The 19,819-nt window shown below is 35.7% G+C and carries 12 protein-coding genes; 7 read left to right on the forward strand and 5 right to left on the reverse strand.

Annotation, left to right across the window (positions count from 1 at the left end):
- Positions 1–223: 223 nt before the first annotated feature.
- Positions 224–1,210: a 2-hydroxyacid dehydrogenase gene (locus IEW44_RS02000; RefSeq protein WP_188613341.1), complete on the forward strand. Its 987-nt coding sequence runs from the start codon at positions 224–226 to the stop codon at positions 1,208–1,210.
- A gap of 649 nt (positions 1,211–1,859) precedes the next feature.
- Here the strand turns inward: IEW44_RS02000 and IEW44_RS02005 are convergent.
- A complete protein-coding gene (locus tag IEW44_RS02005; protein ID WP_188613342.1) occupies positions 1,860–2,942 on the reverse strand; it encodes a response regulator in 1,083 nt (360 codons plus the stop codon).
- A gap of 316 nt (positions 2,943–3,258) precedes the next feature.
- Between IEW44_RS02005 and IEW44_RS02010 the strand changes: the two genes are divergently transcribed.
- Positions 3,259–4,845, forward strand: coding sequence for a SulP family inorganic anion transporter (locus tag IEW44_RS02010; protein ID WP_188613343.1), 1,587 nt, complete (start codon positions 3,259–3,261; stop codon positions 4,843–4,845).
- A gap of 137 nt (positions 4,846–4,982) precedes the next feature.
- Complete coding sequence (locus tag IEW44_RS02015; RefSeq protein WP_188613344.1) at positions 4,983–6,455, forward strand: S-layer homology domain-containing protein; 1,473 nt, start codon at positions 4,983–4,985, stop codon at positions 6,453–6,455.
- Positions 6,456–6,493: 38 nt separating this feature from the next.
- Here the strand turns inward: IEW44_RS02015 and IEW44_RS02020 are convergent, their stop codons facing one another.
- From IEW44_RS02020 to IEW44_RS02030, 3 genes are all read right to left on the reverse strand, one after another.
- A complete protein-coding gene (locus tag IEW44_RS02020) occupies positions 6,494–6,907 on the reverse strand; it encodes a DUF6526 family protein (protein WP_188613345.1) in 414 nt (137 codons plus the stop codon).
- 108 nt (positions 6,908–7,015) lie between these two features.
- On the reverse strand, positions 7,016–8,386 hold the full coding sequence (locus IEW44_RS02025) for an efflux RND transporter periplasmic adaptor subunit (RefSeq protein ID WP_188613346.1): 1,371 nt from the start codon (positions 8,384–8,386) through the stop codon (positions 7,016–7,018).
- Positions 8,386–9,066 carry a hypothetical protein gene (locus IEW44_RS02030; RefSeq protein ID WP_188613347.1) on the reverse strand — a complete coding sequence of 227 codons (681 nt, stop codon included), beginning with the start codon at positions 9,064–9,066 and terminating at the stop codon, positions 8,386–8,388. The genes IEW44_RS02025 and IEW44_RS02030 overlap by 1 nt, the downstream gene beginning before the upstream one ends.
- Before the next feature lie 229 nt (positions 9,067–9,295).
- Between IEW44_RS02030 and IEW44_RS02035 the strand changes: the two genes are divergently transcribed.
- The 4 genes from IEW44_RS02035 to IEW44_RS02050 all read left to right on the forward strand — a co-directional run bounded on the left by IEW44_RS02035 (position 9,296) and on the right by IEW44_RS02050 (position 17,777).
- Complete coding sequence (locus IEW44_RS02035) at positions 9,296–13,231, forward strand: coiled-coil domain-containing protein (RefSeq protein ID WP_188613348.1); 3,936 nt, start codon at positions 9,296–9,298, stop codon at positions 13,229–13,231.
- Positions 13,232–13,411: 180 nt separating this feature from the next.
- On the forward strand, positions 13,412–14,458 hold the full coding sequence (locus tag IEW44_RS02040; protein WP_188613349.1) for a CAP and S-layer homology domain-containing protein: 1,047 nt from the start codon (positions 13,412–13,414) through the stop codon (positions 14,456–14,458).
- A 254-nt stretch (positions 14,459–14,712) separates the two neighbouring features.
- Positions 14,713–15,636 carry a C40 family peptidase gene (locus IEW44_RS02045; protein ID WP_188613350.1) on the forward strand — a complete coding sequence of 308 codons (924 nt, stop codon included), beginning with the start codon at positions 14,713–14,715 and terminating at the stop codon, positions 15,634–15,636.
- Positions 15,637–15,848: 212 nt separating this feature from the next.
- On the forward strand, positions 15,849–17,777 hold the full coding sequence (locus IEW44_RS02050; RefSeq protein WP_188613351.1) for an N-acetylmuramoyl-L-alanine amidase: 1,929 nt from the start codon (positions 15,849–15,851) through the stop codon (positions 17,775–17,777).
- A 40-nt stretch (positions 17,778–17,817) separates the two neighbouring features.
- Here the strand turns inward: IEW44_RS02050 and IEW44_RS02055 are convergent, their stop codons facing one another.
- On the reverse strand, positions 17,818–19,731 hold the full coding sequence (locus IEW44_RS02055; RefSeq protein WP_188613352.1) for an S-layer homology domain-containing protein: 1,914 nt from the start codon (positions 19,729–19,731) through the stop codon (positions 17,818–17,820).
- Positions 19,732–19,819: the final 88 nt, after the last annotated feature.

Raw genomic sequence — 19,819 nt, forward strand, 5'->3', positions numbered from 1 at the left:
TGCCTCCTCACGTGGTGTGCGACAATCCTCAATTAAATCGCCCTAACTTTAAAAATGGCATGATAAAAATCCGTATAGCATTGAAATAATTGAAAGAATATAGTTTGTTGGCGCGTTAGTTATATTAAAAAATAGTAATTTATGTATGAAATACGATGGGAATGATAAATTATTTCTATGATATGCTTAATATAGCCATAAGTAATAGATGAGGAGGCAATCAATGATGAAACCAAAGATTTTTATTGAATGTGCATTAGACCAAGATATAATGGCACTAGCAGAGCAATATTTTGATTGTTCAGTCGGAACAGCAAATCTGACATTACAAAATAAATATGATGCTTTACAAGGTTGTGTCGGTTACGCAGTGCCAATGGGTAATATTACGAGGGAGTTATTACAAGCGTGCCCAACGTTACAGGTCGTGAGTAATATAGCAGTGGGTTATGATAACTTTGATGTACAAGCGATGGCAGAACATCATGTAATAGGAACACATACACCTTATGTATTAGATGATACAGTGGCAGATTTGACAGTAGGTTTAATGTTAGCGGTTGCTCGTCAGATTACGCGTTTAGATAAATGGATACGCACAGAGCAGTGGCAAGCAGGTGTACCAGAGACGCTTTTTGGTATTGATGTATATGGCAAAAAAGTAGGTATTATAGGGATGGGGAGGATTGGTGAAAAGATAGCCAAACGTTTGAAATATGGTTTTGATATGTCTATTTATTATTATAATCGCTCTAGAAAGCCCCGTATCGAACAAGCATACGGAGCTGTTTATCAATCGTTGAATGAGATATGTGCTACATGTGATTTTATAATCGTGATGTTACCTCTCACAGAGCAAACGAAAGAAATCATCGGTCAGGTGCAATTTGCTTGTATGCAAGAACATGCCATTTTCATTAACACAGCAAGAGGTGGCGTTGTAGATGAACAAGCACTTCTTAACGCATTGAAAGAACAGCGTATTCAAGGTGCAGGATTAGATGTATTTACGACAGAGCCATTACTAGCTGATCACCCATTTACACAACTTGACCAAGTCGTATTAACACCACATATTGGCTCTGCTACATTAGCTACGAGAAATGCTATGCAGCGCACAGCTATTAATAACTTAAAGGCTATTTTGTACCAACAAGGAGAGGCGCATATTGTGCCTGAATTACAACATCTTGTTAATAATGAAAGATAACTATGTAATCAATAAGATTAATTTGTTCAGAATTTTTTCATAAATGGTCTTTTATACTAATTGTAGATAACAAATGAGAGTGTTATCCAAATGAGATGTCCGCAAAATCTCAATAGCTAAAGAGAAGCCTTCTTCTGGTTACGAAGAAGGCTTCTTTTTTATTAAGAATGATGTTCAGAATTTTTTCATAGTATGCTAGCTATAATAACATATGCAGTAAGTTATTACTGTAAATACTAAATGTCTGCCAAGCATCTTAGTATATCGCATAATCGTTTTATCTTAGAGTAGGTATTTTACCTAAACACTCTAGCCAAATGAAGAGGTGTAACTTCCTCATTTGCCTATCTCGAATATGTAGCTGCTCACTACGTATTCAAAACGAACAGTTTTTGCTGTTCGTTTTTTATTTTTTAACGATAGTTGTTAAGAAATTTTTCATAATTCATTTATTATAGTACATATTAGGCAGTGCAGTCACTGCCATTACTAGATGTCTGCCAAGCATTTTAGTATCACGTAAGTCGTTCGTATTAAAATACAAGCCTATGCTTGTACATCCTCAAGTCAACATATCAATTGACGACTAAAAAGACGCAGCTGCTCACTGCGTTTTTTTAGTATAAAAAAAGCGTTAAACACGCAAGCATTAAATAATATAATCGACATATTTATTTTGTATCGCTTTGGGTAAATCTAAACCGAGTTCATTTTGCCAATGTGATTTTACTTCATTATAAAAATGAATGAGCTTTGTTTGCTTATGATGTGTCGCAAAGTAAGCCATTATAGCTAATACCCACTCCTCATCATATAATTCGAGCTTTTTAACAAGGGCTAAAATCGCAATCATAACATTGTCTGTACATGTTTCGGTTGTCACATAATGTAATAAAGAGGTGGTAATGTCTTCACGTAACTTCTCTCTTTCAAAATGTGCCCAGTGATAATTTTGTACTTCAAAAAAATCTCCCCGATATAAGTCCAACAGACGAATAACATCTTTTTCTGTTAGTGTAGGTTGTACTAACAAGTGAATCAATTCATTATAATCACTAGTGACATCTACATTAAGCACATATTGTTTGCTTTTTAAGGTAATAGCATTGTCATAACCTAATTGATGTAAGGTTTTTCGCAATTGATACAATGTAGAATGCATTAAATTTACAGCCTTATCTTGCGCTAAATCTGTCCATAATGCGTCTAAAATAAGTTCTCTCGTAATGGCTTCGGAGCGGTGATACCATAAATAATAAAAAAGCTCCTCTACTTTTTCAGTACGCACTTTAATTGTAGAGCCATCTTGATCGAGCATTCGCCCTTGATACAACGTTTTTATATGAATGGTCTGCTGAGTAGCAGCTTGTTTTGTTGAGGCTTGTGATAGTTTAATCATCATTTGTACAATGCGCTTTTGTTGAACAGGCTTTAGTAAATAATCAATCGCATTTAATTCAAAGGCTTGCACAGCATAATCAGAAAAAGCAGTGATAAATACAATTTTAATGTGTGGAAAATGTTCATTAATCCGATCTGCAATTTCTAAGCCCGAGGCAATACCTAAATCAATATCTAAAAAAACAACATCTGGTAGATGTGTTGTAATTAGTGGTAGAGCTTGAGTAGCATTCGTAGTAGATGCTACTAAATCGAGTTGAGTAATATCTGCAATCAACCGTTCAAACATCTGAATGGCAATGGGCTCATCATCAATAATAATCGCTCGCATATTATATCCCTCATTTCCTTCTATATTCATTAGTCATCATATCGTCTCTTTATTATATCTTTTGAATTTTATATTAAAAATAAAGATAAGCTAAATAAAACAATCTTTTTACATATGCCTTTACTCATAATAGTATGCTTCACTACGTATGAGTGTAGCAAAAAAGTAATGCTAGTTGCCACCTACGTATTATTATACGATAGTAAATCAATATTCATACAAAAAAAAGACCGAAAATACAAAAAAATACACAAAACAAACAATTTTTAAGAAAAAGGCGTATACTAGCTGTATAAGAAATATAAGGAGGCGCATTGTGTTGAAAAATCATCGCTTTACGAATTATGCATTAAGTGATGTAAAAAAAGATTTGATTGCTGGATTAACAGTAGGGATTGTTGCCATTCCTTTAGGGATGGCTTTTGCCATTGCATCAGGTGTAAAGCCCGAGTATGGTCTTTATACGACGATTATCGCAGGATTTTTAGTCGCATTATTTGGTGGTTCTCGCTTCCAAGTAGCGGGCCCTACAGGTGCATTCATTCCGATTTTATTAGCTATTGTTTTGCAATATGGTTATGAAGATTTACTAATTGCGGGTTTACTTGCAGGTATATTTTTATTGATTATGAGTTTTATTGGGGTAAGTCAACTCATTCATTTTGTACCGCGCTCTGTGACAATAGGCTTTACAGCAGGGATAGCCGTCATTATATTTTCTGGACAAATTGCTAACTTCTTTGGTTTAACAGGTGTTGAAAAAAAAGAATACTTTCATGAAACCATAATGGAGTTAATGGCACAGGCACATACTTGGAATGGCTATAGTGTGTTACTTGGTGTCATTGGTTTTGTTACGATTTTAAGTATTACAAAATTTGCACCACGTATACCTGTATTATTATTTGCATTAGTTGTGCCAACGATTGTCTCTGTCATTTGGTTAGATGGTAGAGTAGAGACAATCGGCACAGCATTTGGTGGTATCCCAAAAACTTTACCACAATTTGCTTTACCGACAATTACTTTTAATAAAGTGCTAGAGTTATGGCAACCAGCTCTTATTATTGCCATGTTAGGTGCGATTGAGTCCTTATTATCAACTGTTGTAGCAGATGAGATGACACATACAAAACACAATCCAAAGCGTGAATTATTTGGGCAAGGGCTGGCTAATATTTTTACACCATTATTTGGTGGTATCCCAGCAACAGGTGCGATTGCACGTACAGCAACTAATATTCGTTCAGGAGCGGTGAGCCCGTTATCAAGTATATTCCAAAGTGGATTTGTTTTACTGTTTCTTGTGTTATTAAGCCCTTATGCCTCTTATATTCCACTAGCGGCTATGGCACCCATTTTAATGTTTGTAGCATGGAATATGAGTGCACGTAAAGTTTTTGCTCAAATCGCTCGTGTGCGTTCGGGAGATGCTATTGTATTATGGGTCACATTTTTATTAACGATATTTGTTAATCTAACAGTAGCAGTGCAAGTGGGTATTTTGTTATCTGCTGTTTTCTTTTTAAAGAAAATGATTGGTGAATTACGCATTAAAAAACAAAAAGTTACAGCAGCTGAGGTAATGCAATTTGGAGAGGCTACAGTGAAATATAATATTCAAGGCCCTCTTTTCTTCGGCACAGCAAAGAAATTTGAAGACCAATTTGAGTCGTGGATCCAAGAGGATGTAAAAACCATTATTATGAAAATGGAAGAAGTTTCTGTTATTGATGCTACTGGTGAGGCAGCGATTGCTAATTTACTTGATTATGCCGAGAGTGAACATATTCGTATTATTATTAAAAAATTACCTCAAGAACCGCGCAGTTTCTTAAAGAAAAGTGGCTTATATGATAAAATAGGTGCTGATAATTTTTATATGGTTAAAGATTTAACATGAAGAATAAAAATACTGTGTTAAAAGTTTGTACTTTTATTGCAGTATTTTTTTATTGAAGAGATAGAGTTGAACAATTTTGTGCTTTTCGTTAAGGTAGTAGGATAGATAAATCATTACACATAGGAGGAAATATAATCATGAATCAAAGTAAATGGTTTAAAGGTGCGGTAGTATTGTCGTTAACAACAAGTGCTATTGTTGTCCCAATGCAAGCGCAAGCGGCAGGTTTTTCAGATGTGGATGCTAATTCGGAAAGCGGTAAAGCTATTCAAGGGCTAGTAGATCGAGGGATTATTAGAGGTTATAGTGATGGCACATTTAAGCCTAATCAGCATGTGACAAGAGCTCAAGCAGCCTCTATTCTAGGAAAAGTATTACAATTAGATACTACGAATATAAAGAATCCTGAGTTTAAAGATGTTGGCACATGGCATCAAAATTATAAGGAAATTGCTGCATTGGCTCAAGCAGGCATTATGCCAGGCTATGCGAATGGCGAATTTAAGTTATATCGTGCTATTACACGAGAAGAAATGGCAGAGATTTTAGTGCGTGCCTTTCATTTGAAAGCACCTAATAAAGTAGAGATGCCATTTGATGATGTACGTGTTGGCTCAGAGCTGTATGATTTAGTGGAAGCATTATATGCATTAAATGTAACAAAAGGTGCTTCAGCAACAAAGTTCGGCCCTAATGATGTTGTGACGCGTTCGCAATTTGCCTTATTTATTACACGTGCAGAGGCAGTCAAAGGAAAACCAGTAGATCCAATCGATCCAGATCCTGTCGACCCTGTCGACCCAGATCCGATTGACCCTGTTGATCCCGTAGATCCTGACCCAGTAGACCCAGTAGATCCAATCGATCCAGAGCCTACAGAAAAAGATAGTTACACGATTAAAGCTTCACAGTATGGTTTGAAAGAATTAACCGTTATTAATAGTGATCAGGCTAAGGCTATTGTTAAAGTCACTCAAAGCGCTACAGGCATTCAATTAGATGCCATAGAAGATGGCACAGGTTATGTGGTCATTGGTGATGAAGAGAATCGTTATTATATTGATGTTACAGTAAAAGATAATACACTTGAAGTAAAAGATATTACGTTATTAGGTGCTTATCAGCCTTCATATCAAATAAACGCAGATGCTATTACACATGCTATTGATAAGGTAAATGTAGAAGAGAACGGTTTAGTATTACAACCAAATTATTATACAATTGATAATCATAATGTTGATATTAAAAAGAGTGGCGATTATATTTTACGTGTGAGCTCGTATCGTGGGTTCTCTACTTTATTAGGTTTGTCTGTAAAGAATAGCAATGGCAAATTGGCATATAAATCACTAGAAGAAGTGAATGAAGAAACCTTACAATTAGAGAACTTATCCAAAAATAAAGTAAAAGATATTACAGTACATGCTTTAGATAATACAAAGTTAAATTATACAGAGAACAATGGCACTATGAAAATAGATGTGAAAAATAGCGATAAAGGTTTTTATGTCATTGAAGTGGAGACTGTAAAGGGAAGTGTTACAAAAGTAGCTGTAGAAATTCATGATTTATATGCATATAAGAGTATTTCAACAACGGTGTTAAAATAATAATGAAAGAAGCTTCGCTCTGTGGCGAAGCTTCTTTATTATATTCTTTGATGATCAGCGCGCCATTGTTGAATCGTACGTTTAATATCATCAGGAGAAAGTTTTTCTTTGATGGCTTTATCAACTAATAGCAAATATTCATCATCAGAGGCAAAACGTAAAGCGATAAGTTGTTGTAGTGTTAGTTCATTACTGAGTGGCTGTTGGGTGAGTGTGTAGTAACGAAATTGTTCTTCTAAACGAATGATACGGTCTTGTAACTTGAGACCATATAGGCGCGCTAACATCCCGCCAATAATAGCTACGACTAGTGTTGTTGCTATTAATAATGTCAATAATGAAAAGTTAGTAATTAATAAATAAATGGCACTAAGTAAAGATAGTAAACTTAATGGTAGCCAAATGTAATGTTGCAAGGGGAATTTTCTTGAATGGTTATTATAAGATTGCATATGTATCACCTCTCTTCATACCTATAAGGGTATTATAACGTAAATGAAATAAATAAACGACCAAACAAAAAGCTCAAATCATGTTATGGATGATTTGAGCTTTTAAAATTAACGCATAATACTATATTTTACATAGTCTTTCCATTTTAACTTCTTAAATTGTTTCCAATAGGCTTTATCGGTAGTAATAGGCATTGTGCGGAATGTGCGTGCCATAACATCACGTTCTGTTTGATTTAAGATTGGTGTGCCATCTTCAATAATGGATTGGAAGATTGTATTTTTCTTATATTCAAAGTCGATTGTGATAGGCTCTAGACGAATCTTTCCGTCATAACCTACTGTGTAGACATTCTCACTTTTTGTTTTAAAGGTTTCACCTTCAATTTCTTCTACTTCCGTCACTTTTTTGACCCACTTAGTAGGCACTTTATTAGCCTCAGTGCTTTGGTCTGTAATAATGCTTACCTGACTTTCAGCTGCGTAAGGCATATCCGAAATAGGTGTATCAGGTGTCATAATGAGTTCATAATAAGCTTGATTTTCTTTTAAAGGGTGTGTTGTTTTAAAGTGAGACGCCCAGTACGTTGTTTGATCGATGGGTAACAATACCTTTTGAGTTAAGACGGCTGTTAATGTATCATCCTCATCTGCATCCTCGTCCACAACTACCATAATAGGCTCATCCTCTTTAGGTGTGTGCTTTAACATAAAGTTTACAACATCATCTTCCGTCACTTGTTGCCAAGTCTTTTCATTGACGTATGTACGTAAGGCACGTTCATCACTGTAAATATCAAAGACAATATTACCAGCATCTTCTTTAATGTCAGCGATGACACCATCAATAGGACTGATGACGCCTTGCTTAGCTTGTAACTCACGAATTTGTGCGTCAACAATTTCGATTTGGCGTTTGGTTTGTGCAATATTACCTTCAATAATTGCAATAGCCGTTTTGTTAGAGTCTTGTTGTTGAGGTAAATCTACTTGAACATTTACATTTAAATCTTTATCACGTTGTTGTGTTTTAATGCTGCCTTGCGGGTTGCGACTTGTAGGTCTATTCTCGCGTTGTGCAGTAGATAATGCAGATTGCAATGTGCTAAGTTCACTTTGGTAAGCACTTTTCTCAGCATTTAGCCTTGTGCTCGCATCGTCAATTTCTGAACCTTTATAAGTTGCTAATTCATCTGCTGTTGTAATTTGTTGACCTACTTGTACTTTAATATTTTCAATCTCTTTAGTAGGTACAGCAATAGTTTGCTTATTTGCAGGTGTGACAATGGCAGGCTTATCAATTTGCGCCTCATGTTCAGCGGCTTTTGCTCGTTTAAATTCATCAATAAAATAGGTGCGTGTGACTTTACTGTCTTGCTCAAAAGTGGCATACATACTAGCGATCATGAGGATTAACATGACAGTTAAACCGATAAATTGCCACGGCTTTTCTCGCATAAAATGAAGTAACTTTTTCATTAAGATAGCCCCCTTACAATCCAGTCTTGTAATGGCAGAGCGCTAAGTAAACCAATAATGATAGCAAATAATACATGAATACCAATAATTCTTGTTAATAACTGCTTATGAGCACTTGTCTCCATCCAACGTTTAATAAATGTGTACTGAATGATAATCGTTAATACACTAAATATAGTAAGTTGGTTAAGTGCAAATAGTACAAAGTCTTCATTCGTAACTTTTGCTACTAAAGGTGCTACAGAGAAGAAATTTAAATTCGTTGCATAACCAACGATATAAAAGACGATAAATAAAATGAGTTTTTCAATCATTAACGTTGCTACAACGTATAATTGAACTTTACGAATCCATTTTTGAGATACTTCCGTTAACATAAATAAAATTAACGAAACGAAGAAATAATGGAAAATAAAAAATAGACCAGCCCAAATTAACGTGGCAATAAATGAAATCATACGTGCCGTGAAATATGTTTTTGCATCATTTGTAGCAAATAGATGCGAAAAGCTAGAAGTGCCCATGCCCCAAATGTTTTGTACAGCAAAAACTGCTAGAGTAAATAATAGTACAAAGAATACACGACGTTTATAACCGCGAATTTCATTACTATTTGATACGGCAGTAGTTAATGTAGAGGGGTGGAATAAGCTATGAAAAAATGAATAATTGTAAAACATCTACAGCTTCCTCTCTTCAAAATCAACCTAAAATGACGTTACTATCCAATCATTATACAACCATCTCCATCTTTACGATACCAAAAAAACGACGGTCGTTTAAATAAAATGCCCCTGAAACAAAAAACCTAAACATTATACTTATATCATTATGTCTGAAATAGCTGTAATTTCCTATGAAATCGTCGATAATAAGTATAATGAATGATCTGAAGAAGGGATGAAGGTTGTGAATAAAAAAATACAAGCGAGTATTTTAGCAGGGGTGTTATTAACACCATCTATTTTGGCACCTATCGCTGAAGCAGCGACGACAACGGAACAACTGCCCACTAAAGCGATGTTGTTACAAGCAACACCAGAAGAACTTAAAACACAATTGACGACTTTAATTGCAGGGTTGAATGAAAATTCAACACGTGAAGACATCACATTAGCCTCAAGTTATATGGCAGATGATTTAACAAGTATAGGCTTTACTAACGAAGAACAAAATTTTATGCGGGCAAAACTCGTTTATGTCGAAGCCTATTTTACATATAACGAACAAATACGACAGCTTGGCTTGCAAATGGCGCGATTAACGCCAACGAGTGCTACTTTATATGATGATTATAAAAATGGCACAGTGGAGTCAGATCTTAATCAATTATTCCAAAAGACATTAACGACAAATCAAACGTATGAAAATGTAGTGAAGGCAACAAGTAATGCAATTTTAAATCAATTTTTAGGTGACGCTTTACAATATGGTAATGGTGATATTAATCAAAGAACGTATTTTAAGAATAAGGGTGCAGATATTCAAACGTTTGAACAAACAATCACAGATTTACAAGAGGCAGTACCTGTTATTGATCAATTGCGTGTGATTGAAAAAGCGACAGATTTAATGGCAATAGAGGCGGATGTGAAGAATACACGTGAAGAGTATAATAATTTGCGTGCAACCGCCAAAAAAATAGCGGAGTTATCCATTACGCCAACATATAGTACAGCAGCATACCAACATTTTATCAATGTTGAAAAGTCGTTAAACGAAGCGAAAACATTAAGCGAAAAGATTCATGCAATAGCAACCAAAAATTATAAAACAAGTGTCGAATATACAAGGGAAATCGATAATACTGCGAAAGTCTATGCCACATTACCAAAGATTGGACAAGATTTTGTCAATCAAATGACAGCTCATATCATGCCTACTTATATAGAGGAAAGCGCAATAGTAAAACAAGTTACCACGTTAAAACCGACCAATAAGCCTGAGTACCGTACACAGTTAAAAGAGATAGTTGAGCAAGCGACCACTTTTAAAAATACAAGAGGCCGAGCTATTTTTAATGAAGCAGACTTAAATGGAGCATTAGATGTCGTAACTCGAGTAGAAGCAGTAGAAGAGAAGATTAATACTATTCAACAGGCAAAAGATATTGTAGAGGCGCGCAGTGCTTACAATGCTTTAGATAAAGCTGAACAACGTATTGTGACAAATCTTAAAGTATTGACAGATAAAGAAAAGACGATTAAACATGTCCAAAAGTTGGACCAAGACATAGCTAAAGTACGCCCATTAGATAAAAATTTTGCAGCACGTATGACAACATTAAATAAAACATACCTTACATTAACCGATTCTGAGCAAGCATTATTAAGCAATAAAGCACAGTTTGAAGCCTTCTTACCATTTGCACAATTAACGAAATCTATGAATGATTTAAAGCCAGGGAAGGCAGGTTATGAAAAAGCGCTACAACAAGCACGTCAACAATATGACGCATTAGAGCACATTACTCTGCCAACAGAGCTTGCTCAACATGATGAGGCAATTGCTAAATTAAAATCAGATGCATTAAAAAAACTCGATGTTTTAGAAAATGAGCAGGCGACGGTAGCCGTTATTATTGATCAAATTAAAAAACTTGATGATAAAAATTTAAGTAAGAATGACTATATTGCCACTTTAAAAGAAGCACGTGAGAAACTTGATTTATTGCCATCCGCTATTAAGAAACAAGTAACGAATACAAAAGATTTACAAAAGCATGAAAAAGAATTTAATGCTGTATTAAAAGTCATTGACCAAATTTCTAAATTAGATGAACAGGCAAGAGACTTTGCTAATAAATTAAAGGCAGCAAATAAAGCCTACGATAAGTTATCGACACAGCATAAAGAATATGTTACAAACTACACATTTGTAGAGCAAGCTAATCAATATGTTACTGTCATTGAAGCAATTAATAAATTAAAGCCAGCTAGTAAGACATTCCGAGCGGATGTTGCGAAAGCACAAGAGCAGTATAAAGCGTTAGAAAATAGCCATCAACCAAAGATTACAAATTACAAAATGCTAGTTAACTATCAACATATTATTGAACAAGCGGATTTATTTGATGCTAAAATTGAAAGTTTACTTCAAGTACCACCTGAGAATATGTTAGAAGAAGTCGCCAAGTTAACAAAGGAGTATCAACGTTTACCAGCAGATGTTAAGCGCCAAGTGCAAAATGCTAAAAGCTTAACAGATTATGAAAAAGAAAACAAAGCTGTCTTAAAAGTAGTGCAGCTCATTCAAAATTTAGACCCTAATCAACGTGACTATACGAGAAAAGTAGAAGCAGCTCGTAAAGCGTATGATGCGTTAGAGCCAATATCTAAATCACGTGTAACGAATTATAATGATTTAAAACTAGTAGAACCTGTAGCTTACTTAATGGGTGATATTGCTTCATTAAAGCCTTCGAGTAAAACCTATAGTAAAGATGTTGAACAATTACGTAAAGCATACGATGCATTAAATGCTACGGAGCAACGCTTAATTAAAAACTATTACTTATTAGAAGCAGCAGAGGAATCCATTGCTGTAGCGAAGGAAGTAGTTGATTTAATTCAACTTGCTGTACAAGAGCCAAAACATGAAGATTATATGCAAAGACTAACGAATGCGCGCATTGCTTTAGACCGACTCGATACGCAGCAAAAACGTCTTGTTACCAACCAAAGAGAGTTACAAACCCATGAAAAAGCGGTAAAACCTGTACTAACTACAATGGTATTAATCGATAGAATTGATGCCGAACTGTTAACTTTTGTGAAAGATACAACAGCAGCACGTACAGCATATGGCAAGCTAGATCGTACACAACGCAACTTAGTTTCTAACTATGATCGTTTAATGTACTATGAGCCTGTGGCAAAAGTGGTCGAAACGATTAGTAAGATTAAATCAACAAGCAAAACCTATCATGAAGATACACAAAAGGCGCGTCAACTATACAATGGTTTAGATGATGAGAGAAGAGCTTTAGTTAATAATATGGATATTTTAGTAGAGGCAGAGAAAAATATTGCGAGCGCAGCCGATATTGATGCGTTAATCGCAGCTTTACCAGATTCTCGTAATGATGAGTTCTTAAAAAATGTAGCTAACGCACGCAATGTCTATAATGGCTTGTCAACAGAGCGTAAAAAAGCAGTGAAAAATTATTCAATATTAGTAGCTATGGAAAAGATGGCGAAACCTATTCAAGATGTCGTGAATAAAATTGACAATATCTTTACAGCACAAGATATGGTGAGACAGTATAAAGTGGTTATGACAGCTTATGATAAATTAACAGCAGAACAGCGAAAATTTGTCTATAATGCCAACGCATTTTTAACATTGACTGATGTTATTAAGGTGTATGATAAAATTGCGGCCTTAAAAGTATCAGACCCTAATTATTTTGGTATGGCAGAGTTAGTGCGTAAAGAATACAACACATTGAGTAACGCAGATAAACAGCGCGTTCAAAATTATGACAAATTATTAGAGGCTGAGGCACAGCGTAAACAAGTGGAGCATGTTATGGAATTAATTGCTCAAATGTCGGCAACATCATCACAATACTTTACACAATTTGACCAAGTACAAGCGCAATATCTGGCACTACCAACACCTCTACGTAAACATGTGATGAATTATGATAAATTAGAGAAAGCCAATAAAGATATTACAGCAGCACGAAAGGTAATAGAGCTTATTACGATTATTGATGAGCAGAGTACGAACTTTGAAAAACAAGTATTAGCAGCACAAAAAGCGTATGATGCTCTCACATCAGAGCAAAGAAAATTAATCAATAATGCATGGTTACTTGATGACTATTTAAAACAAATTTAAGAAAGCTTCCTTATATAGTGGAGAAAAAGGCAGAAAATAATCATTTATGCCTTTGTTCTTCACTATTTTTTATGTCATAATTTTGAAAAGACACTTTATCATTCCATGTTTTTGAATGGTTCTAAAAGGAATAGGAAACAAGACATGTTACAATATTGAAAGAAGTAAGGGGAGGTTGTAATGAGACAAAAAATAATCGTTAGTGTATTTACAGTACTTGTTTTATTTAGCACAACAATTTCGGCGTACGCTTATCGTGATGTATCGTCTAAGCATTGGGCTTATCCTGCTATTACAGAAGTAACGGATTTGAATTTGATGAAAGGTAAACAGGATGATTTATTTAAGCCACAACAAAAAATCACAAAATTAGAAGCAGCGATTGCACTTGCACGGGCGACTAAAAAACCTGCTGAAATGACATCGCATGAATTTGTTGATGTAGCAAAGAATAGTGTAGGCTATGAAGAAATTAAACGTTTAACCTCCTTGAATATTATTCCAAAAACAACATACTTTAATGGGAATACGTTGATGACAAAGCGTGATTTAGCTCTTTGGGTTGCACCAGCCTTTGACATTGAAATTGATCAGAAACACGCTAGTAAGTTTACAGATGTGAAGGTTGGAGACAGTGCTTATGATACGATCCATGATTTAGTAGACCTTTATATTATGAAGGGTGCAACAAATCAAATGTTTTTACCACATGCTACTATCTCAAGAGCACAGTTTGCTACGTTGTTACAACGAGGCTTGCAATTTAAAGAGCGAGAGGCAAACTATGAAATTATTTATGACTATGTAAATAAGCGCTATATTGATACAACCAATTTTCATGTTGAAAAAATGGAAGAAGTCGTAACATTAACAAATGAAGAGCGCGTAAAAAAAGAACTGCCTCCTTTAATCTACGACCCTAAGTTAAGTCAAATTGCATTAATTAAAGCACAAGATATGATTACAAAAGGTTACTTTGATCATAAATCACCAACATATGGTCAGCCTTGGGACCAAGCTTATTTGTTTGGCTATCGTTTTAATGGTTATGGGGAAAATATTGCGCGATACTTTACTACACCCGAACAAACTGTGCTGGGATGGATGAAGTCGGAGGGGCATCGCGCTAATATTTTAAAGCGTAAATATACACATGTTGGTGTAGGAATCTGGCAAGATTACAACGGTCATTATTACTGGGTGCAACATTTTGCAGGGGAAAAGTGAGTTATATAATGTTACTATGTTACAGCAATATTACAGAAAGCTGTTATAAAACAAAAAACAAAAAAACAAAACGTCTCAAAACCTAGTTATATCAAGGTTTGAGGCGTTTTTTGAAACCGTTACACAATTGAAAAGTAAAAACCTCTTTATTTATGATAGTCTATATACAGGTCAAAAAGACCTCAGTAAAAAACGACAATTACACATAACGTTAACTATATGACTAAAAGATTTGAGAGGGGCAATTGAAACTAATGAAGAAGAAATGGTTATTACCAGTATTTGCAGCATTTATGATTTTTTCAGCAACACCAGGTGAGTCAGACACAGCAGAGGCGGCAACACCATCACAACTTATCCAAAACGGTAACAAATATTTAGGTATTCCTTATCGTTGGGGTGGTACAACAACATCAGGTTTTGACTGCTCAGGATTCACTCGTCAAGTATTCCGCGATGTAGGTATTGACATTGGTCGTACGACATGGGATCAATACGCTCGTGGCGCTAAAGTATCAAAAAGCAATTTACAAGCTGGTGACTTAGTATTCTTTAATACAGCAGGTTCACTAACACATGTTGGGATTTACACAGGCAATGGTCAATTCATTAACTCTAGTACGTCTAAAGGTGTTAGCTATGCAAGCATTAACGACCCATACTATTGGGGCGCTCGTTACCAAGGTGCAGTACGCATCTCTGGCATCAATCCTGTAGAAGCAGCTAAGCCAGAAGTAAATGCATCAAGCTTTGATAACACAGTATATGCAAACCGTGGTCAAGTAGCTTACGAAATTGCTACAGCATTAGGTTTAGATACTTCAGATAAAATTGCAGACTTTAATGATGTTAAACATACAGATGAGTATGCAGGTGAAATTGAAGCGGTACGTAAATTAGGTATTTTTGGTGGAGACCGTAATGGTAACTTCAATCCAGCATCACCAATTACACGTGGTCAACTTTCAAAAGTGTTAGTAACAGCATTTGGTTTACAACACCAAGGTGGCGAAACATCATTTACTGATGTAGCAGCAGACAACCAATTTAACGAGTTCATCCAAATTTTAGCTTCTAACGAAATTACAACAGGTAAGATTGATGGTAGTTTCGGTGTTGGCGAAAATGTAAAACATACACAATTAGATGCTTTCATTGAGCGTTCTATTATTAAGTAAGTAGCAACTTATTCATTTATAATGAGCTACAAGTTGTTGACATAAGTGTTCTTACAAATAGGTATAATATCAGGGAGAATTGCTTTGGCAATTGCTCCCTCTTATTATTAAAGGGAGTGTTGTCTTCACAAAATAAGGGAAATACGACGGAATGTACCTCAAGTTTTGGGCCAATGAATAAATAATGAGTGATTTGAAGGGAGGACGTCGTTGTGTGGCGTAAAGAAATATGGAGCACAGTGATGCTGTCTATTTGTTTTGTCTTATTACTTGCACCGATTGCACAAGCAAATAGTCAGTTTAATGATGTAAAAGCAAGTCCAAGTATGGAGCAAGATAAAGTAGATGCGATTAATTTATTAGTGGAAAAAGGTATTATTAGTGGTTATACAGAGAATGGTCAAAAATTATTTAAACCTCATAATAAAGTAAATCGTGCACAAGTAGCTAAAATGGTGGTATTGGCTACAGGTCAAAAGCCATTGAAAGTTGAAAAATCGAGTTTTACAGATGTACCTGTAACAGATACGGAGCGTTCAGGTTACATTGAGCGTGCCCATCAATTAGGTTATTTCCCTGCTAAAACAGGTGGTAGTTTTAAACCTAATGAAGATTTAACACGTGGTGAAATGTCATATGTATTAGCTCATGCATTTAACTTGGATTTAAAAGAATATGAAGGTATGGATACTGTCTTTTCAGATGTGAATGCTAATCATACGTACGCAAAAGAAGTAAATGCTATCTTCTATAATGGTATTGCCGTTGGTCCAAGTGGTACACGTGCTGACTTTGGTGCAGCAAATACCATGACACGTGCACAATTCTCATTATTTATTGCTCGTGCTATGGACGATCGTTTCCGTTTAGATTTACCTGTTAAAGGTGAAACAGATATACCTGATGCAAAAGATGTGATTGCTATCGTGCGTTCTACAACAGATGGCTTAAATGTACGCTCTACGGCATCTTCTACTACTAACAATAATATTGTAGGTGTTGTCAATAAAGGTGGCAATTTAGCTGTGTATGATTTCTTAGGCGATTGGGTAAAGATTTCGTATAAAGGTAAATTTGCTTACGTTTATAAAACGTATTTAGAGTATATTGACCCTGATACACGTGAGTCATTAGGTAGTAAAACAAAAGAAGTTACCGCAAATGATGCATTAAATCTTTATTATGGTGCCTCTTCAAGTTCTAAGAAAATATCACAATTAGGCATTATTGCTAAAGGGACTAAATTACCTGTCTATAAAACAGTAGGTGGCTATTACCAAGTGATTTATAAAGGTGTGCCAGGTTATGTCGTAGCAAATGCTACAACGGATGTATCAGCTCCAAATCCAGACCCAGATCCAAACCCAAATCCAGGGCCAACGAATACGATTGGTCGCGTGACAGTTGATTTTGTTAACGTTCGTGCACAGGCTAATAATCAATCACAATTATTAGGTCAATTAAAGTATGGTCAAAAAGTTTCGGTTAATAAAATTTCTGGCTATTGGGCGAATGTCAATTACAATGGTCGCTCAGCTTGGGTATATAAATCGTACTTAAAATTATTAAATCAAAATGGTAAACCATTACAAAATCGCGTAATTGTGATTGACGCAGGACATGGCGGTAAAGACCCAGGGGCATTATCATTTGATAAAAGATACAGAGAAAAAGATATTACCTTAGCAGTAGCAAATAAAGTGAGTGCAAAGTTACGTGCAGCAGGTGCTGATGTAAGACAAACACGTACAACAGATAAGTTTTTAGAGTTATGGGATATTACAGCATTTACAGATCGTAATGAAGCAGAGATTTTTGTAAGTATTCACGTTAACTCATTTGCAAGTGGTTCAGCACATGGTACAGAAACATACTACAGTATGTCAGCAGGTGATATGTACCGTGAGGATATTGACTTAGCAACATTCATTAATAATAATATTGTTAGTGATTTAAAAACTTATAATCGTGGTGTTAAGAAGATGGGCTTCTATGTTATCCATAACACAATTGTCCCAGCTGTTTTAGTAGAATTAGGCTTTATCACGAATCAAAATGATTTACCAAAACTCATTAATCAGCAAGATGCTTATGCAGATGCAATTTATAGAGGGATTGTACAATACTATACAAAACAATAGTACACAAAAAGGAATCGCAAGTGACTGCGATTCCTTTTTATTATTTAGATTGGAAATATAATGTACGATTAATGAATTGTGCAAAGTTTTGACGATTTACAGGATGATTAGGACGGAATGTTTGGTCTTCATAGCCTGTTGTAATAGCAAGTGCTGCTAGCGTTTGTACATAGTTGTAATAAGGGCTTGATGTTGGCACATCGTGGAATGCTTTGTGTGAGATGCCGCGCAACTGGAAGCCATTTGTCAATGCTTGTGCCATATCACCACGTGTCATTGGTGCTTGTGCATTGATGCGACCATTTTGTAAAGAGACAATGCCATATTTTGCAGCTGTAGCGAGCACATCATAGCCATATTGCCCTTTTTGTAAGTCATTGGCTTGTAAAGTATGTTGTGTAGTAGGTTGGATATGTAAAGCACGTAAGATCATTGTTGCAGCTTGTACACGCGTGATGGCATTTTGCAGTTTATACGTATGATCGCCATAGCCTGTAACAATGCCTGTAGCGTATAGATTTTTGATGTCATAATAAGCTGGATTATTTATTGGTACATCACGGAACATTGGCACGTTTGCAAACGTCGCATTGTTAGAGCCATTTTTACGCGTGAATGTTTTTGTTTCAGCCATTGTCTTGAAATTAAAGCCATTCCCTGTTTGGTCAGGGCGTCCTTCTGTGAAGCTAACACGCACCGTATAGGTACCAGCAGGTAAACCTTTCATGTAAATCTCAAACTTTTCACGGTGCACACTAATATCACGTCGGTCTGCGTTATTAGTTGTAGCGTCTGCGGCTAACCCTGGTATGTAGCGTTCATGGCTAACACCGACACGTTTATTATTTTGATCAAATACTTCTGCTTTTAACGTGCCACGTGCAGGGACATTACCATTATTTTTAATAGTAGCTGTTGCGCGATATACAAAGCCATTTGGAGAGATATAAGCTTGTAGTTGGTCTGTATACAGGGACAGGTTATAATAACGTTTAGCATTGCTGTTATTAGGTGCAATGCTCCACTTCAACGCATTTTTCATGAATACTTTAGCATCATCTGAACCACTGTGACCAACAAAGCTATGACCGCGGTTCTCTTCTTCCCAATGATCATTAGCGACGACATCAATGTAGTCCATGATTTTAAAGCCGATTTGGACGACGCGACCTTTACCATATTGAATGGCATGTGCAGCGCCAAAGGTGTCACTATTCATAGTAGCTGCTTTGTCAGTGTAGTCGTAGTTTTTAAAAAATAAGATAGGTTGAATGTTACTGCGTTGATTTTGCCATGGTTTGATGATTTCAACCCAGTTTGTTTTTGTATCCGTCATTTTTAAGTTGCGTCCAAGTTCTTGTGTAGACCACTGTATAATGGGGTGTGATTGGTTGGTATTGACTACATCAAAGTTGCGTAGTCTAACATCATCAATAAAACGAGATTGAAATACTTCAGTTAAGTTATCCCATTCAAATACCCAAGAGTCAACATGAAAAATTAGTGGAGAGATATCGGGTTTACCTGCTTGAGGGAAGTGTGCCGATTCATTGCGCGCCGTTTGGAAGGCAAAGACAGCACCACCACCTGCTTGTACAAAGGCTTTTACATTTTCACGTTGTGTATGGTTCATCATGACAGTGTAAGGAAATACGATGGCATCAAATTGTTTTAATGAGGATAAATCATTTAACATGGCTTCATTTACTTTATGTACGTCAAATCCAAGTTGTTGATACATATGGTAAGCCTTTAGTTCTTTATCGTAAGTAGAACTATAGTCCACTTTTGCTGAAACATCCTTGTTTTTATACTTGCCAGCAGGATGCACTGTGTCTGCATATTTTTCACTGCTTTCTGAAAACATTATGCCAATTTTTTGTGCATTTGCTTGAGCTGTAGGTATAATTAATAAGAAAGTAAGGAGAAACAGACTAAAGACTATTTTTTTCAAAATCTAATACCTCCATTTCAGTTTAGTATTACCAAACAAATTGTAGCATAAATTATGTGACAAACGTATAGATATATAGGATTTATGA

It is taken from the genome of Lysinibacillus alkalisoli (assembly GCF_014643595.1).
Classification (GTDB): Bacteria; Bacillota; Bacilli; order Bacillales_A; family Planococcaceae; genus Metalysinibacillus; species Metalysinibacillus alkalisoli.